Annotated in this window: 24 protein-coding genes, 2 rRNA genes and 2 pseudogenes; 8 read left to right on the top strand and 20 right to left on the bottom strand. The window is 69.3% G+C overall.

Annotated elements, in window-relative coordinates; genetic code table 11:
• Window positions 1-9: 9 nt before the first annotated feature.
• Window positions 10-406: pseudogene (locus tag ACFT7S_RS19120) on the bottom strand (ATP-binding protein); the annotation flags it as partial.
• 152 nt (window positions 407-558) lie between these two features.
• On the opposite strand from ACFT7S_RS19120, the gene ACFT7S_RS19125 reads away from it, so the two are divergent.
• The 3 genes from ACFT7S_RS19125 to ACFT7S_RS19135 are packed head-to-tail and all read left to right on the top strand — an operon-like array spanning window position 559 to window position 2,254.
• Window positions 559-1,344, top strand: a complete 786-nt coding sequence (locus tag ACFT7S_RS19125; RefSeq protein WP_382733251.1) for a Scr1 family TA system antitoxin-like transcriptional regulator — start codon at window positions 559-561, stop codon at window positions 1,342-1,344.
• Complete coding sequence (locus tag ACFT7S_RS19130) at window positions 1,341-1,592, top strand: DUF397 domain-containing protein (protein WP_382733165.1); 252 nt, start codon at window positions 1,341-1,343, stop codon at window positions 1,590-1,592. Before ACFT7S_RS19125 ends, ACFT7S_RS19130 begins: the two co-directional genes overlap by 4 nt.
• Window positions 1,592-2,254 (top strand): 1,4-alpha-glucan branching protein, encoded by a 663-nt coding sequence (locus ACFT7S_RS19135; RefSeq protein ID WP_382733168.1) that lies wholly within the window; start codon window positions 1,592-1,594, stop codon window positions 2,252-2,254. Before ACFT7S_RS19130 ends, ACFT7S_RS19135 begins: the two co-directional genes overlap by 1 nt.
• Before the next feature lie 153 nt (window positions 2,255-2,407).
• Here the strand turns inward: ACFT7S_RS19135 and ACFT7S_RS19140 are convergent, their stop codons facing one another.
• Complete coding sequence (locus ACFT7S_RS19140) at window positions 2,408-3,802, bottom strand: helix-turn-helix domain-containing protein (RefSeq protein WP_382733171.1); 1,395 nt, start codon at window positions 3,800-3,802, stop codon at window positions 2,408-2,410.
• Window positions 3,803-4,218: 416 nt separating this feature from the next.
• Between ACFT7S_RS19140 and ACFT7S_RS19145 the strand changes: the two genes are divergently transcribed.
• Window positions 4,219-4,965 (top strand): DUF4232 domain-containing protein, encoded by a 747-nt coding sequence (locus ACFT7S_RS19145; protein WP_382733174.1) that lies wholly within the window; start codon window positions 4,219-4,221, stop codon window positions 4,963-4,965.
• Here the strand turns inward: ACFT7S_RS19145 and ACFT7S_RS19150 are convergent.
• Window positions 4,959-5,159 (bottom strand): DUF3224 domain-containing protein, encoded by a 201-nt coding sequence (locus ACFT7S_RS19150; RefSeq protein WP_382733177.1) that lies wholly within the window; start codon window positions 5,157-5,159, stop codon window positions 4,959-4,961. The genes ACFT7S_RS19145 and ACFT7S_RS19150 overlap by 7 nt on opposite strands.
• A gap of 71 nt (window positions 5,160-5,230) precedes the next feature.
• Window positions 5,231-5,389 (bottom strand): annotated as a pseudogene (locus ACFT7S_RS19155) (ATP-binding protein); the annotation flags it as partial.
• 171 nt (window positions 5,390-5,560) lie between these two features.
• Between ACFT7S_RS19155 and ACFT7S_RS19160 the strand changes: the two are divergent.
• On the top strand, window positions 5,561-6,301 hold the full coding sequence (locus tag ACFT7S_RS19160; protein ID WP_382733180.1) for a hypothetical protein: 741 nt from the start codon (window positions 5,561-5,563) through the stop codon (window positions 6,299-6,301).
• A gap of 76 nt (window positions 6,302-6,377) precedes the next feature.
• Here ACFT7S_RS19160 and hemB read toward each other — a convergent pair whose 3' ends face one another.
• From hemB to ACFT7S_RS19190, 6 genes are all read right to left on the bottom strand, one after another.
• Window positions 6,378-7,376, bottom strand: a complete 999-nt coding sequence (gene hemB, locus ACFT7S_RS19165) for a porphobilinogen synthase (protein ID WP_382733183.1) — start codon at window positions 7,374-7,376, stop codon at window positions 6,378-6,380.
• 136 nt (window positions 7,377-7,512) lie between these two features.
• Window positions 7,513-9,180: a uroporphyrinogen-III synthase gene (locus ACFT7S_RS19170; RefSeq protein WP_382733185.1), complete on the bottom strand. Its 1,668-nt coding sequence runs from the start codon at window positions 9,178-9,180 to the stop codon at window positions 7,513-7,515.
• On the bottom strand, window positions 9,177-10,163 hold the full coding sequence (hemC, locus tag ACFT7S_RS19175) for a hydroxymethylbilane synthase (protein WP_382733188.1): 987 nt from the start codon (window positions 10,161-10,163) through the stop codon (window positions 9,177-9,179). Before hemC ends, ACFT7S_RS19170 begins: the two co-directional genes overlap by 4 nt.
• Window positions 10,160-11,638, bottom strand: a complete 1,479-nt coding sequence (locus ACFT7S_RS19180; RefSeq protein ID WP_382733191.1) for a glutamyl-tRNA reductase — start codon at window positions 11,636-11,638, stop codon at window positions 10,160-10,162. The genes hemC and ACFT7S_RS19180 overlap by 4 nt, the downstream gene beginning before the upstream one ends.
• A complete protein-coding gene (locus ACFT7S_RS19185; RefSeq protein ID WP_382733194.1) occupies window positions 11,635-12,405 on the bottom strand; it encodes a redox-sensing transcriptional repressor Rex in 771 nt (256 codons plus the stop codon). The genes ACFT7S_RS19180 and ACFT7S_RS19185 overlap by 4 nt, the downstream gene beginning before the upstream one ends.
• Window positions 12,406-12,677: 272 nt before the next feature.
• Window positions 12,678-12,953 carry a glutaredoxin family protein gene (locus ACFT7S_RS19190; protein WP_382733196.1) on the bottom strand — a complete coding sequence of 92 codons (276 nt, stop codon included), beginning with the start codon at window positions 12,951-12,953 and terminating at the stop codon, window positions 12,678-12,680.
• 160 nt (window positions 12,954-13,113) lie between these two features.
• Between ACFT7S_RS19190 and ACFT7S_RS19195 the strand changes: the two genes are divergently transcribed.
• The 3 genes from ACFT7S_RS19195 (at window position 13,114) to ACFT7S_RS19205 (ending at window position 16,705) form a co-directional block, all read left to right on the top strand.
• Window positions 13,114-14,058, top strand: coding sequence for an HAD family hydrolase (locus ACFT7S_RS19195; RefSeq protein ID WP_382733199.1), 945 nt, complete (start codon window positions 13,114-13,116; stop codon window positions 14,056-14,058).
• A gap of 463 nt (window positions 14,059-14,521) precedes the next feature.
• Window positions 14,522-15,298 carry an ECF subfamily RNA polymerase sigma factor, BldN family gene (locus tag ACFT7S_RS19200; RefSeq protein WP_382733202.1) on the top strand — a complete coding sequence of 259 codons (777 nt, stop codon included), beginning with the start codon at window positions 14,522-14,524 and terminating at the stop codon, window positions 15,296-15,298.
• Between the two features lie 210 nt (window positions 15,299-15,508).
• Window positions 15,509-16,705, top strand: coding sequence for a DUF5667 domain-containing protein (locus tag ACFT7S_RS19205; RefSeq protein ID WP_382733205.1), 1,197 nt, complete (start codon window positions 15,509-15,511; stop codon window positions 16,703-16,705).
• A gap of 78 nt (window positions 16,706-16,783) precedes the next feature.
• Here the strand turns inward: ACFT7S_RS19205 and ACFT7S_RS19210 are convergent, their stop codons facing one another.
• The 10 genes from ACFT7S_RS19210 to ACFT7S_RS19255 form a co-directional block, all read right to left on the bottom strand.
• Window positions 16,784-17,863, bottom strand: a complete 1,080-nt coding sequence (locus ACFT7S_RS19210; protein WP_382733208.1) for a lysophospholipid acyltransferase family protein — start codon at window positions 17,861-17,863, stop codon at window positions 16,784-16,786.
• 15 nt (window positions 17,864-17,878) lie between these two features.
• Window positions 17,879-18,937: an NAD-dependent epimerase/dehydratase family protein gene (locus tag ACFT7S_RS19215; protein ID WP_382733211.1), complete on the bottom strand. Its 1,059-nt coding sequence runs from the start codon at window positions 18,935-18,937 to the stop codon at window positions 17,879-17,881.
• A 192-nt stretch (window positions 18,938-19,129) separates the two neighbouring features.
• Window positions 19,130-19,228, bottom strand: coding sequence for a 30S ribosomal protein bS22 (locus tag ACFT7S_RS19220; protein WP_003948845.1), 99 nt, complete (start codon window positions 19,226-19,228; stop codon window positions 19,130-19,132).
• A gap of 110 nt (window positions 19,229-19,338) precedes the next feature.
• Complete coding sequence (locus tag ACFT7S_RS19225; protein ID WP_382733214.1) at window positions 19,339-19,551, bottom strand: helix-turn-helix domain-containing protein; 213 nt, start codon at window positions 19,549-19,551, stop codon at window positions 19,339-19,341.
• A 129-nt stretch (window positions 19,552-19,680) separates the two neighbouring features.
• On the bottom strand, window positions 19,681-20,496 hold the full coding sequence (locus tag ACFT7S_RS19230) for a phosphatase (protein WP_382733217.1): 816 nt from the start codon (window positions 20,494-20,496) through the stop codon (window positions 19,681-19,683).
• 115 nt (window positions 20,497-20,611) lie between these two features.
• A complete protein-coding gene (locus ACFT7S_RS19235) occupies window positions 20,612-21,784 on the bottom strand; it encodes an acetoin utilization protein AcuC (RefSeq protein WP_382733220.1) in 1,173 nt (390 codons plus the stop codon).
• The gene (locus ACFT7S_RS19240) at window positions 21,753-22,958 is read right to left on the bottom strand and encodes an MFS transporter (RefSeq protein WP_382733223.1); all 1,206 of its coding nucleotides are present in this window, start codon (window positions 22,956-22,958) and stop codon (window positions 21,753-21,755) included. The genes ACFT7S_RS19235 and ACFT7S_RS19240 overlap by 32 nt, the downstream gene beginning before the upstream one ends.
• A gap of 42 nt (window positions 22,959-23,000) precedes the next feature.
• A complete protein-coding gene (locus ACFT7S_RS19245; protein WP_382733226.1) occupies window positions 23,001-23,645 on the bottom strand; it encodes an HAD family hydrolase in 645 nt (214 codons plus the stop codon).
• Between the two features lie 72 nt (window positions 23,646-23,717).
• Window positions 23,718-23,834: ribosomal RNA gene (rrf, locus tag ACFT7S_RS19250) — 5S ribosomal RNA — on the bottom strand.
• A gap of 78 nt (window positions 23,835-23,912) precedes the next feature.
• A 23S ribosomal RNA gene (locus ACFT7S_RS19255) occupies window positions 23,913-23,985 on the bottom strand; the annotation flags it as partial.

The raw sequence follows: 23,985 nt of genomic DNA on the forward strand, positions 1-23,985 counted from the left end.
CGGGACCTGCCCGAACTCGCACCACACGACCTTGCCCGGCTCGCGCTCGCCCACCCCCCAACGGTCGGCGAGCGCAGCCACGAGCAGGAGCCCCCGCCCGGACTCCCCGTCCGGCTTCCGCACCCTCGGGCTCACCGTCACCGCTGTCATGGACCTCGATCCGCAGCGCCCGGCCCTCCTCCCGCAACAGCAACCGCACTTGATAGCCACGCCCCGGCGGCACCCCGTGCACAAGCGCATTGGTCGCCAGCTCGCTCACACACAGCAGTACGTCATCCAGCCGCGCCGCCCCGAACCCCCAGTCGACGGCCGCCGCTCGTACGAACTCCCGTGCTGCCGGGACCGATCGGCGCTCCCGCCGGTAGAACCGCTCACGCAGCAGCGAGAGTTGCATCGTCTCGTTCATGGGACGAGAGTCACACTCCGTGACTAACGTGGAGCAGTACGTGCACCCGTACAGATTTCTTGTACGGGTCGCTCGTGCGTGAAGTACGGACGAGGGTGGGGAGTGGGGACCGTATGCACCCCAGGAAACGGCAGCGCAAGAACACGTCGGCGATGAAGCTCGTGGGCAAACTGGTCAGCGTGTTCCGCATCGCGGCCGGCCTGACCCAGGCCCAGCTCGCGGACCGGGTCGGCCTCCAGGTGGAGACGATCGCCTCGATCGAGCAGGGCAGACGGGCACTACTGCCGGACCTGGCACGCCAGTTGGACCGGCTGCTGGAGACGAAGGGGGCGCTGGAGACGGCGGTGGAGAACATGCCGGAGGTCGACCTGATCCCGGCGTGGGCGGAGCAGTACATGGACCTGGAGCGGGAGGCGCTGGCGCTGTCCTGGTACGACAACCAGGTCGTCCCCGGCCTTCTCCAGACGGAGGCGTACGCGCGTGCGGTGTTCCGTAACCGGGTCCCGGTCTTCAGCGAGGAAAAGATCGAGGACCAGACCACAGGACGCCTGGAGCGACAAGAAATCCTGCGACGCAGCGAGCCCCCGACCATCAGCTTCGTGATCTGGGAGCCGGTCGTGAGACTTCAGCTCGTCGACGACGAACAGCACGCGGAGCAACTGCGCCACCTGCGCACGTGCGCCGCACTCCCGGGCATCTGCCTTCAGGTCCTCCCTCTGCACCGCCGAACCCATGCGGGACTCAACGGCCCTTTCATCCTCCTGGAAACACCGGACTATCAGCACGTCGCGTACTCCGAGACTCAACGCGGCAGCCTGCTCGTCTCCGACCGCGATGAGGTCAGCATCCTCTCCCAGAAATATGCGATGCTGCGAGCTCAGGCCCTCAACCCCGAGGACACCGTTGGCCTGTTGGACCAGCTGCTGGGAGAGCAATGAACACCGCACGTGAGTGGTTCAAGTCCAGCTACAGCGGCGACGAGGGCGGCGCCTGCCTCGAAGTCGCCTACGACTGGCACAAGTCGAGTTACAGCGGCAGCGAAGGCGGGGCCTGCGTCGAGATCGCCGCCCACCCCACCGCCATCCACGTCCGGGACTCCAAGAACCCCGACGGCCCCACCCTCACCGTCGCGCCCACCACCTGGTCGGCCTTCGCCGGATTCGCCGCCGACCGGCGACTCGTCTGATGGCCGTCATCCACCGCACCACACTGACGCCCACCAAGCTGGAACTCCTCTCCTCCTGGCTGCCCGCGCAGCCCTGGTACCGAGGCAAGGGACAGCAGCCCGAGCTGGCCAGGACCGGCGGATTCCGGCTGGACGACCCGGAGGGCGAGGTGGGGATCGAGTTCATGGTGGTCACCGACACCTCGGGGGACCAACCGGTCACGTACCAGGTGCCGTTCAGCTATCGCGGCGCACCGATCACGGGCGTCGACAAGGCCCTCATCGGCACGACCGAGCACGGCGTGCTGGGTCGCCGATGGGTGTACGACGGGACGCACGACCCGGTCCTCGTCGCCCAGCTCTTCGCGCTGATCGTCGGCGAGACCGTTCCCCAGATGCAGAGCACGAGCGACGCCCCCGACCCGTCCGTCACCGGCTGGTTCGCAGAGCCCCCCACCACGGCCGCGCTCACGTCCACGACCGACGACCCGGACGGCACGGACATCCTCGTGGAGACAGCGGCGGACGCACGTCGGCTGACCATCCACATCAACCGCGTCCTCCAGCCCGGCCAGGCGGCCTCCACCGGCCGGCCTCTGGGCCACGTCACCGCAGACGCACCACTGCCCGACGGCACCAAGGCCCGCACGGTGTTCGCCCTCGTTCAGCACCCCGCCGCATGAGCTGCGACCGAGCACAACAGCTCATGCGGCGATCGCAGGCGCCAAGTGCCTCACGTACGTGCATGAAGCTCCTCGGCATCCGGACGCCCGAGCGCCTCTGATCACGTGGGCCGGGATGTCGCTGGGGCGCACCCAGCGACAACCCGGCCGCCGTCAGTTGCCCTGCCCCTCCAGCGAATCCGAGATGTCCTCCCACTCGGCCGTATCGGACCGGTACTCGTACACGGGCCGGTCCCTCATGCTGCTCGTATGAAACGGCTTGCCGTTGTCGTCGATGCGCACGGTCCCGCTCCGGCCCCCGCTGGACCATTCCAGCTCCAGGTACCAGGTCACGTCGTGGCCCTCCGTGTGCGCGTTGACGTGGAACACCTCCACGTCGGTGGAGCTCACCCGGTAGGGAAAGTCCTTCGCCGGAACGACCCTGCCGGCGTCCTCACCGGCGACCGGCCGCGAGGCGGGCTGACTGTCGTCCAGGTCGATATCGAACGTCTGCGGCACGATGCCGCCCCCGCAGCCCTCCCCCATCGAGTACGCGGGCCAGTCGGTGGCCGCCGCCTGCGATACCACCCGGACATGAAGCGCGTTCAGAACGACCGCCTCCTGCGAAGCTCCCTGCAAGGTGAGTTCGAGCAGCATGTCTCCCCCGTCCACCCCACCCAGTTGCGCCGCCCAGGCGCGCCTGGCCCTGTCCTGGACCTCGGGCGCCGGCGGCATGCCCTGGGGTTCCCGGTCGAGCAGGAAGTACTGCCCGCAGGGCCAATCCCAGTTGTACGAACTGAGTGTGGCGGTCACCGGCACGCCCTGGGAGCCGGTCCCCTTCTCCGCCTTCCCGTCCTCCCCCTTGGGAGCGGCGGACCTCTTAGCCGTGGCGGAGGGTGTCGCGGAGCCGCTGGTCTTGGACGGCGAGGGTTTCGAAGGACTCGGTGACGGAGAAACGCTGCCGCTCCGGCTCGGCGTGGCCGGTGAGTTCCTGCGGGGCGAGTCCATGCCCTCATCGTGCGTGCGGTCGCCCGTGTAGTTGCTGATCGCCAGCGCGGCGGGCACGGTGAGCGCCACCACCGCGACGGCCGCGAGCAGGACACGCAGCCGCTTGCCGGACGGCCGTCGCGGGGCGGGCGCGGCAGCGGAGGGCCGCGCATCCGGGGTCACATCGTCAGCCGCCGACTCCGGCGCCGGTGTCGGAGCCGGTTCTGATTCCGGTTCCGGCCGGCCCACCGGCTCCGGCGGCGGTGAGGCCGCGAGCTCCGACGTCACCGCCGCAGGTTCGACCGCCCCGCCGGCCTCCGCCTTCCGAGCGCCTCGCCGCTTCGCCTCGTCGGCCAGAATCCACTGCCGGTGCAACGCCACCAGTTCGTCCGACTGCGCACGGCACACGCGCGCGAAGCGTTCGACCGGCGCATAGTCGTGCGGGACCGCGTCACCGTTGCAGTACCGGTGAATCGTGGAGGTGCTCATGTGCAGCTTCTGGGCGAGCGCTCCGTAACTCAGCCCGGAGCGCTGTTTCAGCCCCCTGAGCAATGCCGCGAAGTCCTGGATCTCCGTGCCCACCCTGATCGTTCCCCTCTCCTACCCTCCCGGAACGACGTTCCAGGCAGGTGATGTCACCGCAGGTCAGAGGCCATATTTCCGTTCCAGCGTCCCGTACCGACCGGCAACCGTTGCCACCGGCTTCGAGGGCCGGACACGATGTTGGAACACACCGCAGCAGCACCCCTGCAAGGGCAAGCAGCGCGACTCGTGCATCCACCACTTGCCCGTCCCCGGGAGCCGCCGTGCGTACTCGTCCTCAACTCAGCCTGACCGATGCAGTAGCCGCAGGAGTTCTGATCGCCTCTGTCGCGACCGTCATCGCACTCCTGTGGCACCTCTGACCACACGTCATTGTCCAGTACACCCGTCAGCTCCCGGTGCGCCAAAGCGGCGCCCCACACTCCACGACACCTTCCGAACGGAAAAGACACCTCATGCGTAACCTTCACCTCCGCCGCGCCGCCCGCACCTCTGCCCTCGGGGCCGTCGCACTGATCGCATCCCTGTCGCTGACGGCCTGCCAGGGCGACGACGAAGCGGCGTCCGGCAGCAGCGCCTCCGCTCCGGCCGGCCCGTCCTCCCAGACCCCGGCGGAGAGCTCCGGCGCCTCCGGCGACAAGAGCACGGCGACTCCGGCCACCGACCAGGGCAAGAACTCCGCTGTTCCGAGCACCGGTTCGGGTTCGGACTCCGGTTCCGACTCCGGCGGCGGCACGTCCACGGCCAAGCCGCAGGACGTCGACGACGATGCGGCCGTACTGGCATGCACCGGAGCGAACACCAAGCTGACGATGACCGAGGTACAGCGGCCGGTCAACCACATGCTGCTCACGATGACCAACACCGGCTCGAAGGCATGCAACGCCTACTACCACCCCTACCTGCGGTTCGGCGACGCCCAGTCCGTTCCGAAGACGTTCGACGACAGCAAGCCGCAGGCGGTGGCGACCATCAACCCGGGCGAGTCCGTCTACACCGGCGTCATGACCTCGGCTGCCGACGGCAGCGGCACGAACGGATACTCCACCAAGGACCTGAGCGTCGGCTTCCAGAACCGAGACGGCAACTCCGACGGCACCGGCTCAGCGATCACGGTGCCGCTCGCCAAGAGCGTGTTCGTGGACAGCAGCCTGAGCGTCACTTACTGGCAGACGAGCATGGACGATGCGCTCACCTACTGAGCCCCGCCTGCGGGACCGGCGCCGAAGTCGAACTCGTTGGCGCGGTCGTCGCCGCTCGTCGCGGCCGAGTGCACAAAGTCGAACGTCCCCTCGCGGCCGTCGACCGCACCCTCGAAAAACTCCATCGCCACGGACGCGACGGCGACAAGGGCCTGTTCTGCTTCCCGGCCCAACTGGCCCACCTCGGGGATCACCCCGACGCCACCGTCCGGACGGCCCTGTTCGAGGCAGTGGCCGGCTGGTCGGCCCCCGGCGTCGAACGGACTCAGCCGAACTCGCACCACACGAACTTCCCGGGCATCCGCTCCCCCACACCCCACCGGTCCGCCAGCGCGTCAACGATCACCAGCCCCCGCCCCGACTCCCCATCGGGCTCACGCACCCCGGGCTCACCGTCGCCGCTGTCGTGGACCTCGACCCGCAGCACCCGCCCACTGGGCCACGTCACCGCAGACGCACCACTGCCCGACGGCACCAAGGCGCGCACGGTGTTCGCCGTCGTTCACGCACACCCATAGCGCCCGAGGCACGCTCGTTCATCGCCCTGATCAACTCGCCGACGGGCGGACAAACCCCACGGCTTACGCTCCCGGGTATGACCAAGTTCTTCGCCACTGTGTGCCTGCCGCCGACCGCGCCTCGGAAGGTTCCACAGGCGATAGCTGCCACCATGGCGCCCTACGACGCCAACCTCACCGAGGAATCGAATCCGGTCGGCCACTGGGACTGGTGGGCCATCCACTCCAGCGCGGGCAACGCCTACCTCGTGTTGCCTCAGCACGACGGCGACCGCAGGCTCGTTACGGCCTCAACCGTGCCGCGCAGGAAGGCCAAGCTCGATGCCCTCGGGCCGCTGGAATGCTACGGCGGGCCTCGGGGTCTGCTCGACTTCGACGCTATGCGGACACGAGCGGCCCGCACGCATGACGCACTGCTCGCCGCTTGGACCGAGTTGACCGCGATACACCCGCCGGCCCACCCGCTCACCGACTTCCTCGCCCGCCACGAGGCCGATCCTGAAAGGTACTCCCGGGCAGACGCCAGGAAGGAGCATCTCGCCCAGCCGCTGGTGCAGGACGTTGCCCAGCGGGCCGTCGCGGGAGACCCGCACTTCGACACGTCGTTCCTGCTCAACGACCCGATCGCATACTTCGCGCAGGAGCACGAGGAATCCCGGCTGGGGTCGGTCCGGTGCGCCGTGCCCGGCTTCGCCCTGGTCACCCTTGATGGCTCGTGGATGGACGCGGACACGGACGGCCACTGGGAGCAAGCCAACCGCTATCTCGACAGCCTCGACGCCGAGGCCGTCGTCCTCGATCTGCTCTGTCACTCCTGAGTCGTCAGACCGGGCCGGCCCATAGAGGTCGGCCCGGTGGCTGCGCGTCGGGAGGCCATGATCGCCCGGACAGGCTCTAGCGCCGCCCCAACCGCTGCGCGACCTCCGTCGCCCAGTACGTCAGGATCATCTGCGCACCCGCACGCCGGATCCCCGTAAGGCTCTCCAGAATCGCAGCGTCCCGGTCGATCCAGCCCCGCTCGGCCGCGGCCTCGATCATCGAGTACTCACCACTGATCTGGTACGCGGCGACCGGCACGTCCACCGATTCCGCGACCTTCGCCAGGATGTCGAGGTACGGCCCGGCCGGCTTCACCATGACCATGTCGGCGCCCTCTTCGAGGTCGAGCGCCAGCTCGCGCAGGGACTCGCGGGTGTTCGCCGGGTCCTGCTGGTACGTCTTGCGGTCGCCCTTCAGCGAGGAACCGACCGCCTCACGGAACGGCCCGTAGAAGGCGGACGAGTACTTCGCGGTGTAGGCGAGGATCGACACGTCCTCGTACCCGGTCTGGTCCAGCGCGTCACGGATGACACCGACCTGGCCGTCCATCATGCCGCTGGGGCCCACCACATGGGCGCCCGCGTCGGCCTGGACCTGGGCCATCTCCGCGTACCGCTCCAGCGTCGCGTCGTTGTCGACCCGGCCGTCCTCGGTCAGCACACCGCAGTGGCCGTGATCGGTGTACTCGTCCAGACAGAGGTCGGACATGACGACGAGCTCGTCACCGACCTCTTCCCGTACCGCACGCAGACCGACCTGGAGGATGCCGTCCGGGTCGGTGCCCGCCGTGCCCGTCGCGTCCTTCTTCTCGTCCAGCGGGACGCCGAAGAGCATGATTCCCGAGACCCCGGCCGACACCGCGTCGACGGCGGCCTTCCGCAGGGTGTCCAGGGTGTGCTGCTGCACGCCGGGCATGGAGGAGATGGCGACCGGCACGTCGATGCCCTCGCGTACGAACGCGGGGAGGATCAGATTCGCCGGGTGGAGCCGGGTCTCGGCGACCATGCGTCGCATCACGGGCGTCGTCCGCAGCCGCCGGGGGCGGGAGCCGGGGAAGTTTCCGTACACAGTCATCCTTCGACGATAGACCCGTACACATCAGCGTCTTACCGACACCCGTGCCGGAAAAACCGGACGAACCCGCAAACAGCATGAGGCCCGGCCACCTAAGCGAACCGGGCCCCACGCGTAACAACTACAACCCGACCGGTCAGGTCGTCGTACGACGCCTCCGCGCGCCCGGACGCCGCTCGCTCGGCCGGGTCACCGGGTCACCGGCCTCCTTGGCCGCGTCCCGGCGCTGCGCGCCGAACGCCGCCAGCGCCTCGGCCAGCTTGTGCACCGACGGCTCGGGGGACAGCACGTCCACCCGCAGGCCGTGCTCCTCGGCGGTCTTCGCCGTGGCCGGGCCGATACACGCGATCACCGTCACGTTGTGCGGCTTGCCCGCGATACCGACGAGGTTGCGCACGGTCGAGGACGAGGTGAAGAGCACCGCGTCGAAACCGCCGCCCTTGATGGCCTCACGCGTGTCGGCGGGCGGCGGCGAGGCGCGGACCGTGCGGTACGCGGTGACGTCGTCGACCTCCCAGCCCAGCTCGATGAGCCCGGCCACCAGGGTCTCGGTGGCGATGTCGGCGCGCGGCAGGAAGACACGGTCGATCGGGTCGAAGACCGGGTCGTACGGCGGCCAGTCCTCCAGCAGTCCGGCGGCGGACTGCTCGCCGGACGGCACCAGGTCCGGCTTCACACCGAAGTCGATCAGCGCGGCGGCCGTCTGCTCACCGACGGCCGCGACCTTGATCCCGGCGAAGGCACGGGCGTCGAGCCCGTACTCCTCGAACTTCTCCCGGACGGCCTTCACCGCGTTGACCGAAGTGAAGGCGATCCACTCGTAGCGTCCCGTGACCAGGCCCTTGACCGCGCGCTCCATCTGCTGGGGCGTACGCGGCGGCTCGACGGCGATCGTCGGGACCTCGTGCGGCACGGCGCCGTAGGAACGCAGCTGGTCGGAGAGCGAAGCCGCCTGCTCCTTCGTACGCGGCACGAGCACCTTCCAGCCGAACATCGGCTTGGACTCGAACCACGCGAGCTGTTCGCGCTGGGCGGCGGAGCTGCGCTCACCGACCACGGCTATGACGGGTTGGTGCCCGTCCGGCGACGGGAGCACCTTCGTCTGCTTGAACAGCTGGGCGATCGTCCCGAGCGTCGCCGTCCAGGTGCGCTGGCGGGTCGTCGTACCGGCGATCGTGACGGTCAGCGGGGTGTCGGGCTTACGGCCCGCCGAGACCAGCTCACCGGCGGCCGCGGCCACCGAGTCGAGCGTCGTGGACACGACGGCCGTGGCATCGCTCGCGCCGACCTCGGCCCAGCAGCGGTCCGAAGCGGTACGCGCGTCGACGAAACGGACGTCGGCGCCCTGCGCGTCGCGCAGCGGCACACCGGCGTACGCGGGCACGCCCACGACGTTGGCGACGCCGGGCACGACCTCGAAGGGCACGCCCGCGGCGGCGCAGGCGAGCATCTCCGCGCCCGCGTTGCCGTCGAGGCCGGGGTCACCCGAAATGGCTCGGACGACCCGCCTTCCGCCCTTCGCGGCCTCCATGACAAGATTGGCCGCATCCCTGAGAACGGGTACTCCGACGGTTGTTGACGAGACGTCAACAACCGTCAGCTCAGGCGTGCTTACGCCTGCCCGCGCATGGCAGCGGACGACGTCGAGAACATGCGGTTCCGCGACAAGAACGTCCGCGCTCGCGAGCGCCTCGACGGCGCGCAGAGTCAGCAGTCCCGGGTCGCCGGGACCGGCGCCGAGGAAGGTGACGTGCCCTGCGGGCAGGACAGGAAAATCGGATGCGGCGGGGCCGGTGGGGCTCAAAGTGCTCGCTCCCCCATAAGACCGGCCGCACCCTTGGCAAGCATCTCGACCGCGAGCTCGCGACCGAGGGCCGCCGCGTCGTCGTGCGACGTGGGGACGGGACCGGTGGTGGACAGCTGTACCAGCGAGGAACCGTCGGTAGTACCGACGACCCCGCGCAGGCGCAGCTCGTTGACGGACTGCCCGTCGACCAGGAGGTCGGCCAACGCACCCACAGGTGCGGAGCAGCCGGCCTCCAGGGCGGCGAGCAGGGCACGCTCGGCGGTCACGGCGGCCCGGGTGTACGGGTCGTCGAGCTCGGCGAGCGCGGCGGCGAGGTCTGTGCTGGTTGCAGCACATTCGATCGCCAGTGCTCCCTGACCGGGAGCGGGCAGAACGGTGTCGACCGGCAGGAAGTCGGTCACCTCACCGCTCCGGCCGAGGCGGCTGAGCCCTGCGGCGGCGAGTACCACCGCGTCGAGCTCCCCGCTTCGTACAAATCCGATACGCGTATCGACGTTGCCCCGGATCGGCACGGTCTCGATGTCGAGGCCGTGGGACCGGGCGTACGCGTTGAGCTGCGCCATGCGGCGCGGCGAACCGGTGCCGATGCGGGCACCGGACGGCAGCTGCTCGAAGGTCAGCCCGTCCCGCGCCACCAGCACGTCACGCGGGTCCTCGCGCTCCGGCACAGCGGCCAGGACGAGGCCTTCGGGCTGGGCCGTCGGCAGGTCCTTGAGCGAGTGGACGGCGAAGTCCACCTCGCCGCGCAGGAGCGCTTCGCGCAGCGCGGCGACGAATACGCCGGTCCCGCCGATCTGCGCGAGGTGCTCCTTGGAGGTGTCTCCGTACGTGGTGATCTCGACGAGCTCGACGGCACGCCCGGTCACCTCCCTGACCGCGTCTGCGACCAGGCCGGACTGCGCCATGGCGAGCTTGCTGCGGCGGGTTCCCAGCCGGAGCGGCGCCGGGGCCGGCGCGCCCAGGGATGAGTTGTCGGTCATGACCGCCCTCTATTCGGGTCGTTCAGGTCTGCCCGGGAGACGGCGGCGACCGTCTGCGGGTCAAGGTCGAAGAGTTCCCGCAGCGCATCGGCGTACCCGGCGCCGCCGGGCTCACTGGCGAGCTGCTTGACCCGCACGGTGGGCGCGTGCAGGAGCTTGTCGACGACGCGGCGCACGGTCTGTGTGATCTCGGCGCGCTGCTTCTCGTCCAGGTCGGGGAGTCGTCCGTCGAGCCGCGCGATCTCGCCGACCACCACATCGGCGGCCATGGCGCGCAGGGCGACGACGGTCGGGGTGATGTGGGCGGCGCGCTGAGCGGCGCCGAAGGCGGCGACCTCGTCGGCGACGATGGTGCGCACCTGGTCCACATCGGCGGCCATCGGAGCGTCCGCGGACGCCTCGGCGAGCGACTCGATGTCGACGAGGCGCACACCGTCGACGCGCTGGGCCGCGCCGTCGATGTCGCGCGGCATGGCGAGGTCGAGCAGGGCGAGCCGGACGGGGCCGGAGTTCTGGGCGGGCACGGTGGCCCGGCGGACGGTCCGTTCCTGCGCGGCGGAACCGTTCTCCACCCAGGCGGCGTGCTGGTCCAGCTCCGCGGTGGCGGCGAGGGGCGCGGCGGGCGCCTCGGCGGCGGCGTCGAACGTCACTCCGAGCGCGTCGGCGACGGCCTCGGCGGTCAGGACGAGACCGGTCGCACCGGTGCAGGAGACGACGACATCGGCACGTGTCAGTTCGCCGGAGACGGCGGCCATCTCCACGGCACGGGCCGCGGTGCCGCTCTGCCCGAGGATCTCGACGAGCCGGTCGGCGCGGGCCCTGGTCCGGTTGGCGACGACGATCTCGGCGACACCGGTACGGGCCAGGGTGGCGGCGGCGAGCGAGGACATCGAGCCGGCGCCGATCACCAGGGCGCGCTTGCCGCCCGCCCAGCCGGTGACGTCGCCACCGTCGGCGAGCTGCTCGAGACCGAAGGTGACGAGCGACTGCCCGGCCCGGTCGATCCCGGTCTCGCTGTGCGCGCGCTTGCCGACCCGCAGGGCCTGCTGGAAGAGGTCGTTGAGCAGGCGTCCCGCGGTGTGGAGCTCCTGCCCCAGCGCGAGCGCGTCCTTGATCTGGCCGAGGATCTGGCCCTCGCCGACGACCATCGAGTCGAGACCGCAGGCCACCGAGAAGAGGTGGTGGACGGCCCGGTCCTCGTAGTGCACATAGAGATAGGGAGTGAGCTCGTCGAGACCGACCCCGCTGTGCTGCGCGAGCAGCGTGGACAGCTCGGCGACGCCCGCGTGGAACTTGTCCACGTCGGCGTACAGCTCGATGCGGTTGCAGGTGGCCAGCACGGCCGCCTCGGTCGCGGGCTCCGCGGCGAGGGTGTCCTGCAACAGCTTGGCCTGGGTCTCGGCGGCCAGCGAGGCCCGCTCCAGTACGGAGACGGGGGCGCTGCGGTGGCTCAGACCTACGACGAGGAGGCTCATACCGGCATCACGGCGGGCATATCCCCGTCGGGTCCCTTCCGGCTGGCGGGCGTGGCCCGCAGGGGCGGTGCGTCGGCCGGCTCGGTGTTGTTCCCTGCGGCTTCCTCGCCGGCCTTGCGCTGCTCGTGGAAGGCGAGGATCTGGAGCTCGATGGAGAGGTCGACCTTGCGCACGTCGACCCCGTCGGGCACGGAGAGCACCGTCGGGGCGAAGTTCAGGATGGAGGTCACACCCGCGGCGACGAGCCGGTCGCAGACCTGCTGCGCGGCACCGGCCGGCGTGGAGATGACACCGATCGACACACCGTTGTCGCTGATGATCTTTTCCAGCTCATCGCTGTGCTGGACGGCGATCCCGGCGACGGGCGTACCCGCCATGGCGGGGTCGGCGTCGATCAGTGCCGCGACGCGGAAACCACGGGAGGCGAAGCCGCCGTAGTTCGCGAGGGCGGCGCCGAGGTTACCGATGCCGACGATGACGACCGGCCAGTCCTGGGTGAGCCCGAGCTCGCGGGAGATCTGGTAGACGAGATACTCGACGTCGTACCCGACACCACGTGTTCCGTAGGACCCCAGGTAGCTGAAGTCCTTGCGGAGCTTGGCGGAGTTGACCCCCGCCGCGGCGGCGAGTTCCTCGGACGAGACCGTGGGAACCGAGCGCTCGGAGAGCCCCGTCAATGCGCGGAGATACAGCGGAAGTCGGGCGACGGTGGCCTCGGGAATTCCTCGGCTACGGGTCGCCGGTCGGTGAGTTCGGCCAGTTGCCACGGTGCTCCTGCGGGATGAGCGGGGCTGCAGGCGGCCGTATGTCCCAAGACCGCCCCGTCGAATGCAGGCTATGTCTTTGTGAACGCGTGCACAAAGATGGTGTCCGTTTTGTCCGGTCAAAGTGACCGGGGTCACGCGCATTCCTGGCGCGATCCCGGAACCATGGACCGCATCAGCCCGTTGCGGGCGCGAAGGGGGCAAGGCGGTACACACTCCTCACGTCTACGCCCCCGAGACCACTCAAAACGCCCATGATGTTAACCGGGTTTCAGTCAGGCACCCAGCGCCTTGCGCAACCTGCCCGGGTCCACCCGCCAGAACGTGTGCTGTTCGTCATCGACGAGGACCACCGGAATCTGCTCCCAGTACTCCCTGTACAGCGCCTCGTCCTGCGTGATGTCCTTCTCCATCCACGACGCGCCGGTCTCCTCGCAGACCGCGCTCACCACGAGCCTCGCGTCGTCGCAGAGATGGCATCCCGGCTTGCCCACCAGGGTCACCACGCGGTCGGCGGGCTTCTTCTTCGTACGCCGCAACAGTGCACTCATGCCTACATTCTGCGCCCGTCCGCACCCACTCCGCGGGCTCCCGGACTTGCCCGCTCCCGCACACCCGGAATCGCCCGTTTAACAATTCGGCCTCGGAGAGTTCACGCCTTCGCATCCCAGCAGGTCGGGCAGTGACGAACAGACTGGCTATGCTCACGACATGGCCGCTCTTGGATGGCTCACACCCCGTAGGCGCTCCGCGACAGCACGGAGCGTCCTGGCAGGCGAGGCAGCAGCCGAGGCAGCGCGGAAGTCGTCACTTTCCGCCGAACTCGCCGCCGACGAGTCCCTTCTTTCTGCAGAGGCCGAGGAACCCGCGTTCCCGGTGGCCGGGGACGACCGCGCCGCCGCCTTCTTCGACCTCGACAACACCGTGATGCAGGGCGCCGCGATCTTCCACTTCGGCCGCGGCCTGTACAAGCGGAAGTTCTTCCAGCGCCGCGAGCTGACCCGCTTCGCCTGGCAGCAGGCGTGGTTCCGGCTGGCCGGCGTCGAAGACCCGGAACATATGCAGGACGCCCGCGACAGCGCCCTGTCCATCGTCAAGGGCCACCGCGTCTCCGAGCTGATGTCCATCGGCGAGGAGATCTACGACGAGTACATGGCCGACCGCATCTGGCCCGGCACCCGCGCCCTCGCCCAGGCCCACCTGGACGCCGGGCAGAAGGTCTGGCTCGTCACGGCCGCCCCCGTGGAGACCGCCACGATCATCGCCCGCCGCCTCGGCCTGACCGGAGCACTGGGCACGGTCGCCGAATCGGTCGACGGCGTCTATACGGGCCGCCTGGTCGGCGAGCCGCTGCACGGCCCCGCGAAGGCCGAGGCGGTACGCGCCCTGGCGGCCGCCGAGGGCCTGGACCTGGAGCGCTGCGCCGCCTACAGCGATTCGCACAACGACATCCCGATGCTCTCCCTGGTCGGCCACCCGTACGCGATCAACCCGGACAACAAGCTCCGCAAGCACGCCCGCGCCCTGGACTGGCGCCTGCGCGACTACCGCACCGGCCGCAAGGCGGCGAAGGTCGGCATCCCGGCAGCGGCCGGCGTGGGCGCCCTGGCCGGCGGCACCGTCGCGGCGGTCGCACTGCACCGCCGCCGCCGCTGACCCACCCGGCACACGCCCCCTCCTCCGCGCCTCCCCTCCAGTACGGACCGGGGCCTCCCGCGAGTACGGAACCGGGGCCTCCCGCGCCGCCCCGACGGCACCCCGGCAAGCGGCCGAGCCGGCCTCCCGCGGGCCACGCCCGGGGCCGTACGGCCAATCGGTACGCCGACCCGCGCGTCCCCACCCACCGCTCCGGCCAGTCGGATTGCCATCCTCCGACCACAACCCGTCGCACCTACAGGCAGATCTCGAAGGAATTCGATCAACAACCGATCACGATGTGCTACTTGAACAGTCACTTAGAGGTTACGGAAGCGACGTAACCGGTGATTTGAGCAACTGGGTGTAGCGCCGCCTGTACGAAGCGTTATTCTCCTCAGACGCATGACGGAGCCCCTCACCCGCTACGACGAGTGACGGTTTTCGAACTGCACGTGATGGAAGCTCTGCCTCTGGGAGTCCCGTGTACCCACATGTCGGGGTTGACGCCTCGGGCCTGGCTGCGCTGCGCGCAACGGTCATCGACCGCTTGCGCGGCTTCGTCCCCACCGCGTACGCCGTCCCCGCTTTTGCCGCCCCTGCACCCGTCGGCCCCTGCTATGCCCTGGCCGAACGGAGTGCGGCGGTCGGAAGACGCAGCAACCGCGGCGCCACGACCACGTCAACCGTTCGACGGCCGACGGCCGACAGCGACAGCGCTCGCATGATGGATCTTGTCGAGCGCGCACAAGCCGGTGAGGCAGACGCCTTCGGCCGCCTGTACGACCAGTACAGCGACACCGTGTACCGGTACATCTACTACCGCGTAGGAGGGAAGGCGACAGCGGAGGACCTCACCAGCGAGACCTTCCTGCGCGCGCTCCGCCGCATCTCCACCTTCACCTGGCAGGGCCGCGACTTCGGCGCCTGGCTGGTCACAATCGCCCGAAACCTGGTCGCCGACCACTTCAAATCCAGTCGTTTCCGACTGGAAGTGACCACTGGCGAAATGCTCGACGCCAACGAGGTCGAGCGAAGCCCCGAGGACTCCGTCCTGGAGTCCCTCTCCAATGCCGCACTGCTACAGGCCGTGCGCCGACTCAATCCACAACAGCAGGAGTGCGTCACCCTTCGTTTCCTGCAAGGCCTCTCGGTCGCCGAGACGGCCCGGGTGATGGGCAAGAACGAGGGCGCGATCAAGACTCTGCAGTACCGCGCCGTCCGCACACTCGCCCGGCTCCTGCCGGAGGATGCCCGCTAGACCGACCCACGGTGATCGGTTCATTACGCACTGGTCCGATCATCTTTCGTGCGTAACCCAAGTGCCGCGCCGCTCGTTGTGCCGGTTGCAGGCCCCCTGTCGTCACACCATGACCGCTTCCGCTCACTCAATCGAGTGGAAACGCTCAAGGTATGCAACCTTCCGGACGCTCAGGGGAGTCGACCGTCATGACGAGAGGAGGTGCCGCCAGTGATCGCAAACGTTTCGGCACACCGGCGGGCGAACGCCTTCGCCCAGGCCATGGAGGAGCAGTCGCTCCAGGGTGCGGCGGCCGTACAGCCCGAGGAACCGGCCGAACAGGCCGACCACGGACCGCTGTTGGCCCTGGCGAACGGCCTCGGTGAGCTACCGAAGCCGAAGTTGGACCCCGAGGTCAAAATGGTGCAACGAGCACAGCTCGTCGCCGCCATGGAGGCCATGTTCGCCGAAGGCGGCGCGTCCACGGGCCCTACGGTGCCCGAGCAACGGAGCAAGGGAGCCCACCGGGCCTCCCCGCTCCGGAAGCTGCGCCCCCGCTCACGCTGGGCGAAAGGACTCACCGCCGGCGGACTCACCGTAGGTGTGGCCGCGGGTGCCTTCGGCGGAGTGGCCGCTGCCAGTTCGGAAGCCCTGCCGGGTGATTCCCTGTACGGGCTGAAGCGCGGCATGGAAGACATCAACCTCGGTATGGCCAACGGCGACGCCGACCGCGGCGAGGCATACCTCGACCAGGCATCCACCCGGCTCAGCGAGGCACGACGCCTCATGGAGCGGGGCCGCTCGGGCGAGATGGACCATGAATCACTCGGCGAGGTCAGGCGCACGCTCAACCGCATGACCCACGACGCCACGGAGGGCCACCGCCTACTGCACACGGCGTACCAGCGGGACGGCACCATCGGCCCGATCCAGACCCTGGACTCCTTCTCCCGCTCGCACCGCGAGAGCTGGAGCAATCTCCGGGACCGGCTGCCCGTACAGCTGACCGACATCAGCGACAAGGTCAGCTCGGTCTTCGAGGCCATGGACGAGGAAGTCGCCCCCCTCCAGTCGCTGCTCCCCAGCACCCCGGAGCGGAGCGAGGGACCTCGCCGGACCGGCAGCGCCGAGGACACCACCGGCCCGTCCGGCGGTGGCGCACCGGCACCGGCCTCGCCCACCACACCGGAGGGCAGTACGGACCGGAGCACCCAGCCCAAACCGTCCGGCTCCGGCAGCAGCCCGTCCGACGGTCTGCTCGGCGGCGGCACGGACGGCCTGCTCGACGACCTCCCGACGGACGGCGTGACCCCGTCGTCCCCGGACGGCGGGGTCAGCATGCCCCCGTCCCCGGACGTCACCCTCCCGCCGCTGCTCCCCGGCCTGCTCCCGGGTCTGGGCATCGACGGCGAGGACCTGAAGCCGTGAGCACCGCCGGGCTGGGCCCGCCAAAGGCCCAGCCCGGCACGGCCCAGTCCAGCCAAATCAAGCCCGCCCGGCGACCGGTCAGAAGAACACCGACCGCCGCTGCACCAGCAATTTGTACAAGGTGTGCTGAATCTGTTCCCGCACCTGATCCGTCAGGTTGAACATCAGCATCGGGTCCTCCGCCGCCTCCGGCGGATAACCGTCCGTGGGGATCGGCTCCCCGAACTGAATCGTCCACTTCGTCGGCAGCGGCACCGCTCCGAGCGGCCCCAGCCATGGAAACGTCGGCGTGATCGGGAAGTACGGAATCCCCAGCACCCGCGCCAGAGTCTTCGAGTTGCCGATCATCGGATAGATCTCCTCCGCGCCCACGATCGAGCACGGCACGATCGGCACCCCGGCCCGCAGCGCGGTCGACACGAAGCCGCCCCGCCCGAAGCGCTGCAACTTGTACCGCTCGCCGAACGGCTTCCCGATGCCCTTGAAGCCCTCCGGCATCACCCCCACGACCTCGCCGCTCTCCAGCAGCCGCTGGGCGTCCTCGGCGCACGCCAGCGTGTGCCCGGCCTTCCGGGCCAGCTCGTTGACGACGGGCAGCATGAAGACCAGGTCCGCGGCGAGCAGCCGCAGATGCCTGTTGGCCGGATGGTTGTCGTGCACGGCGACCTGAAGCATCAGCCCGTCGAGCGGCAGCGTCCCCGAGTGGTTGGCCACGATGAGCGCCCCGCCGTCGGTCGGGATATTTTCGACGCCCTTCACCTCCACACGGAAGTACTTGTCCGCGAGCGGCCGGAGCATCGACATGAGGACCTGGTCGGTCAGCTCCTTGTCGTAACCGAACTCGTCGACCTCGTAGTCACCGGTGACCCGTCGGCGCAGAAACGCCAGCCCACCGGCGATCCGCCGGTCCCAGCCGCCGCGCCCCGACGCCTCCTGGGCCTCCTGGGCCTCCTGCGGCGCCACCGCTCCCTCTTCGGCCTCCACGGCGCCCACCGGCACCTCCCCGCCCGGCAGGGCGCTCACAGGCGCCGCGCCGGCCACTGCGGACCCGGGGGCCCGGCTGCTGCTGCCCGGCCCCGGCCTGTGCCGCGCCGGACGCTGCGCGCCTCCCGATCGCACACGGTCGTCGTCGAACGGAATGACCTTGGCATCCGCCATCGTCGATGCGCTCCTCTACCTGGCGCCGTGAGTTGAATGTGCCCCGCCCGCGAGGCGCGAATCCGCGAGCCGGTCGACGGCCCTGCCCACCGTCTCGGGCGGCAGCAGCCCCGGACCCCGGCTGCGTGCGAACTCCGCGAAGGTCTCCGCGGTGCTGAACCGCGGGCGGAATCCCAGCGTCTCGCGCATCTGCACGGTGGAGACCACCCGCCCGTGCGTCAGCAGCCGGATCTGTTCCGGCGAGAAGTCGGTCATGCCGATCGTGCGGAGCGCCGAGCCCACCCAGGTGACGGCCGGCAGCAGCAGGGGCACGGTCGGCCGCCCGAGCCGCCGCGAGCACTGCGACAGGAGCAGTACCCCGTCGCCCGCGATGTTGAAGGTGCCGCTGTTCAGCGTCCCGCGCCGCGGTTCGTGCGAGGCGATCCCGAGGACGTCGATGACGTCGTCCTCGTGGACGAACTGAAGCCTCGGGTCGTACCCGAAGACCGTGGGCAGCACGGGCAGCGCCAGATAGTCGGCCAGCGGCGAGTCCGGGTCGGGCCCCAGGATGTTCGCGAACCGCAGGACGCAGACGGCGACATCGGGCCTGCGGCGCGCGAAGCCCCGTACGTATCCCTCGACCTCGACGGCGTCCTTGGCGAAGCCCCCGCTCGGCAGCGACTTGGGCGGGGTGGTCTCGGTGAAGACCGCCGGGTCGCGGGGCGCGGAGCCGTAGACGCTCGTACTGGACTTGATGACGAGCCGTTGGACGGTCGGCGATTTCTGGCAGGCACCGAGCAGCTGCATGGTGCCGATGACGTTGTTCTCCTTGACGGCCGTCCGGCCGCCCGCGCCGAGCGCCTTCCCGGAGACATCCAGATGGACGACCGTGTCGACGGAGTGTTCGGCGAGAACCCTCGCGATGGCCGGCTGCCGGATGTCCGCCATGACGAACTCGGCGTTGCCGAGCTGATGCCCGGGCGAGACGGCGTCGACGGCGATCACCCGGTCGACCTCGGGATCGCGCTGGACGCGCCGCACGAAGCGGCCTCCCAGCTGCCGGGCCACTCCTGTGACGAGCACGACCTTCCCCAAGATCAGCGCCTTCCGTCGGTACGTGAAGCGGGTGCCCTGCGGATCGGAGCACTCCCCTGACCGTCACCGTAGCGGGTGGATGTTGCGCTTTGACGACCCCATGGCGGGCCTTGCCGAAGCCTTGGCCCGAATAGCGCCGCAGCCCCCCCGCCAGAACGGCGGGGGGGCTGCGGTTTCACGAACTGCGTTCGCTTACTTCTTGTTGCGACGCTGAACGCGCGTGCGCTTGAGCAGCTTGCGGTGCTTCTTCTTGGCCATCCGCTTGCGCCGCTTCTTAATGACAGAGCCCACGACTACCCTCGCTCACTTCTTTTTCACTGGTGCGGGGCGTCTGGGCCCACACGACCTACGTCGGCCTAGCCTACCCGCCCCTGGGTGAGGGGCGTAATCCGAGGGCAACGTCAGGCCGACTCCACCCCCACGAAGGACTCGCGGAGATACGCGTGAACCGCTTGCTCCGGGACCCGGAAGGACCTTCCCACCCGGACCGCCGGCAGATGACCGCTGTGCACCAAGCGGTACACGGTCATCTTCGACACCCGCATGACCGAGGCGACTTCCGCCACGGTCAGAAATTTGACCTCGTTGAGAGGTACCTCGCTGCCAGCAGCCATGACCCACCTGTACCTTCCGCACGCGACGCGCACCGGCTTCCCCTCCGGTGACTCTTCGTCGATGTGCGCTCACTCCCCAGATTAGGGGCGGGTGATGCGAGTGGGGAAGAGGAGAGACCATCGGGGCGCCTACTGTGACAGACACGCCCGATTGAGTACATAGCGCGTCAGCGGGCGGTAGTAATCGGAGTGCACGGCATCATCAAGCGGAACGGCGACGGACACCCGCCCCTCGGCCTCTCCCACGAACAGTGCGGGGTCGTCCGTATCAGCCAGCCCGATCGCCTCAATGCCCAGCTGACCTGCACCGCAGACCCATCCGTGGTCCCCGACCACCAACTCCGGCAGCAGCCCGTGACGGTCCGCCGCAGCTTCGAGCGCGGCCCGAACCGGCAGCGGCGAATGGGTATGTGCGCCGGTGACACCACCGGGAGCCCGCACGCCGGGTTCGCGCACCAGCGCGACACGTCGTACGTAGTCGATGCCGTACGTACGTACGCCGAACCGGGTCGTTATGTCGACACATCGCCCCTGCGCGGGGGTGAGTACAGGGCACCCGGCCGCCGACAATGCGTCTGCCAACTCGGCGTAGAACCCGAGCAGCCGGTGCGGATGACCGGTCCCGAACAGCACCGGAGCCCGCCGGCCCGCAGCCCCCGCCAGTCGGTCGGCGAACGCCTCCAGACCGGCCAGGGTGAGCTCCGGATCGATCACATCAGGACCCGAGACACACGCGGGATCGGGCGAGACCCCGCACTTGTCGGCCATGAGCCGCAGCAGATCCCGCTCGCCCCAGGCCCACTCGGCGTCGAGTCCGAGGGTCACCCTGGGGTCCCGTGCCGCGAAGAGCCGATAGCTCTGCAGACTGTTCTCCCGCGTGGTGGCCACGGGCCCGGCCAGCCGGGCCGCCAGCAGATGAGCGCGCAGCGCTCCGATGCTCAACACCCTCCCGATGCTCCCCCACCGGCTCCGGCCATGGCTCCAAAAGCCGGAACAGGCCCCACAGTTGGCGTAACCATTCCGCGCCGCACACCACGTCCGGCCGGAAACAGACATACCGTCAGGCCAGTAGTCCCCGCAGCGGAAACACCGAACGCCGGGTCGCCAGCACCGCTTGGTCGAGCCGGTCCGCCGGATCGTAACCGGCTTCCCACGACTGCCAGGACGGCGTACGGCCGTCCGTCATCCGGGCCGGCCCCAGCTGCCGGGTCCGTGCGTAGACCTCGTCCCGCCAGGACGCCGGAACCATCGACTCCGGGTCCACCGGGGCATGCGCGGCGATGCCCACCAGATGGGTCCAGGACCGCGGCACCACATCGACCACCGCGTACCCGCCACCGCCGAGCGCCACCCACCGCCCGTCCTCCGCGTACTCGTGGGCGAGATCGTGACACGCCTCCATGACGGCCCGCTGCGCGTCCAACGACACCGCCAGATGGGCCAGCGGGTCCTCGAAGTGCGTGTCCGCCCCGTGCTGGGTCACCAGCACCTGCGGCCGGAAGTCCGCCAGCAGCTCGGGCACCACCGCATGGAAGGCCCGCAGCCACCCCGCGTCCCCCGTACCGGCAGGCAGCGCCACATTCACCGCACCGCCCTCACCGGCCCCGGCCCCGGTCTCCTCCGGCCAGCCGGTCTGCGGGAACAGCGTCCGCGGATGCTCGTGCAGGGACACGGTCAGCACCCTCGGGTCCTCCCAGAACGCGGCCTGCACCCCGTCCCCGTGGTGAACGTCCACATCGACGTAGGCGACCCGCTCCGCGCCGAGCTCCAGCAGCCGCGCGATGGCGAGCGCCGGGTCGTTGTAGATGCAGAACCCCGCGGCGCCGCCGGGCATCGCGTGATGCAGACCGCCCGTGAAATTCACGGCGTGGGCGGTCTCGCCGCGCCACACCGCTTCGGCCGCCCCGACGGAGAGTCCGGCGATGAGGGCCGACGCCTCATGCATCCCGGCGAAGGCCGGATCGTCCACGGTCCCCAGGCCGTACGCCTGATCGGCGGCCTTCGGGTCGAGCGAAGCGGCCCGCACGGCCGACACATAGTCCTCGCGGTGCACAAGTCTCAGCGTGGAGTCCCCGGCCGCCTTGGCCCCGCGCACATCCACCGCACCGTCGAGCCCGAACGCCCGCACCAGCCCCATCGTCAGGGCAAGCCTGACCGGGTCCATGGGATGGTTGTCCCCGAAGTCGTATCCCGTTACTGCGTCATCCCACATCAACTGTGCGCGGCCGCTCATGCCCGCCACCGTATCGGGCAGGCTCGGCGCCGAACGACCGGGCGTACACGAGCGTCGCCAGCACCAGCACCATGGGCACGAGCATCGCCCCGCGATAGCTCCAGGCGTCCCCGAGCGCCCCCACGAGCGGCGACCCCACGAGGAACCCCACGTAGTTGAAGACGTTCAGCCGCGCTACGGCCACATCACTGGCCCCCGGGAACATCCGCCCCGCCGCCGCGAACGTCTGCGGCACGATGACGCACAGCCCGAGCCCCAGCAGCGTGAACCCGAGCAGCCCCACCCAGGCCCCGGACGCCACCGCCACCACCGCGAAACCGACAGCCGCCAGCACACTCCCGCACCGCACCACGGTCACCGCCCCGAGCCGCCGCACCCCGATGTCCCCAACGGCCCGCCCCAGCAGCGTCGTCACCATGTAGACGTTGTACGGAAGAGTCGACATCTGCTCCGAGCTGCCCAGCACGTCCTGCAGATACTTGGCACTCCAGTTGGAGACGGTCGAGTCCCCGATGTACGCGAAGCTCATCACCAGACACAGCGGCAACAGCAGCTTGAACGAGACAGCCGCCCGCTTCCCCTCCCCGCCGACCGGCGGGACCGCACCCTCGCTCTTCCCGTCGGTGTACCAGCGGCTCCCCACCAACGCGGCGGGCAGCAGGACGACAACGGCGGGCAGGTAGGACACCAGCAGGGGCAGATCCCAGTGCGCTCCGGCCCACGCCGTCGTCGCCCCGGCGATGCCACCGAGGCTGTACGCGGCATGGAACCCGAGCATGATGCTGCGCCCGTACGCCCGCTGAAGGCTGACGCCCATCATGTTCATGGAGGCGTCCAGCGCCCCCACGGCAAGCCCGAAGGCGCCGAGCGCGACAGCGACGTGCCACAACTCGCCGCCGGCACCGACCGCGAGCAGCGAAAGCAGCACGACGGGCTGCGTCCACCGCAGTACGACCCCGGGCCGCACCCGCGCGACCACCTTCTCGGTGACCACGCTGCCGACCCCCGCGAGGATCGGCACAGCGGCCAGGAAGGCGGGCAGCAGCCCGTCGGATATCCCGTACCGGTCCTGAATCGCGGGGATGCGCGTCACGAGCAGCGCAAAGGCGACTCCCTGCACGAGAAAGCTCAGCACCAAGGAGGCCCTGCCGTGCCGCAACCGCGCGTTTGTCATGGCCGCGAGCGTAGGGCCACCGTCTACCGGTGGGTAGATGGATCAGGCGAGCAATTCAGGGAGCTGCGAGATGTCGGAGCAGTACCCCGTCACGCCGATGAGCCGGTCCGCCGGCATCATCGACGTGAACCCGTACACATCCATCCCGGCGGCGCGGGCGGCCTCGACGCCCAGCGGGCTGTCCTCGATGACGACGCACCGCTCGGGGGCGATGCCCATCCGCTCGGCGGCGTGGAGGAACAGGTCGGGTGACGGCTTGCCCTGGCCCACATCCTCCGAGCTGAAGATCCACTCCTCCTCGAACCACTGGTCGAGGCCCGTCTTCCGGTGCCCGACCCTGATCCGTTCGTGGGTCGCGGACGACGCGACGCAGTACGCCACCCCGTCGGCGACCAGCTTCCCCAGCAGTTCCTGGACCCCGTCCACCGCCACGAGCTCGCGCTCGAAGGCGGCGAAGACCCGTGCGTGGAGCGTCTCGTCGAAGTCCGCGGGAAGCTTCAGCCCCGTCCGCTCCTCGACGAGGTCGTGCACCCGGTGCACGGCGGACCCCATGTAGTCGTGGACGGACTCCTCGTACGAGGTGGGGTGTCCGAGCTCGGTGAGGTAGCCGGCGAGGATGGTGTTAGCGATCGGCTCACTGTCGACGAGCACACCATCGTTGTCGAAGATGACCAGTTCGTAGCGCATGGTTCGAGCCTAGACGCTCAGAACGCAGAAAAGCCCCGTGCCACAAGGGCACGGGGCTTTCCCGGAATAATTGTTCGGCGGCGTCCTACTCTCCCACAGGGTCCCCCCTGCAGTACCATCGGCGCTGAAAGGCTTAGCTTCCGGGTTCGGAATGTAACCGGGCGTTTCCCTAACGCAATGACCACCGAAACACTATGAAATTAACCAACACCGGAAAAAACACGGCCGTTCGTTATTTCAGAACTAACACAGTGGACGCGAGCAACTGAGGACAAGCCCTCGGCCTATTAGTACCAGTCAGCTCCACCCGTTACCGGGCTTCCACATCTGGCCTATCAAC

It is taken from the genome of Streptomyces sp. NPDC057136 (assembly GCF_042670885.1).
Lineage (GTDB): Bacteria > Actinomycetota > Actinomycetes > Streptomycetales > Streptomycetaceae > Streptomyces.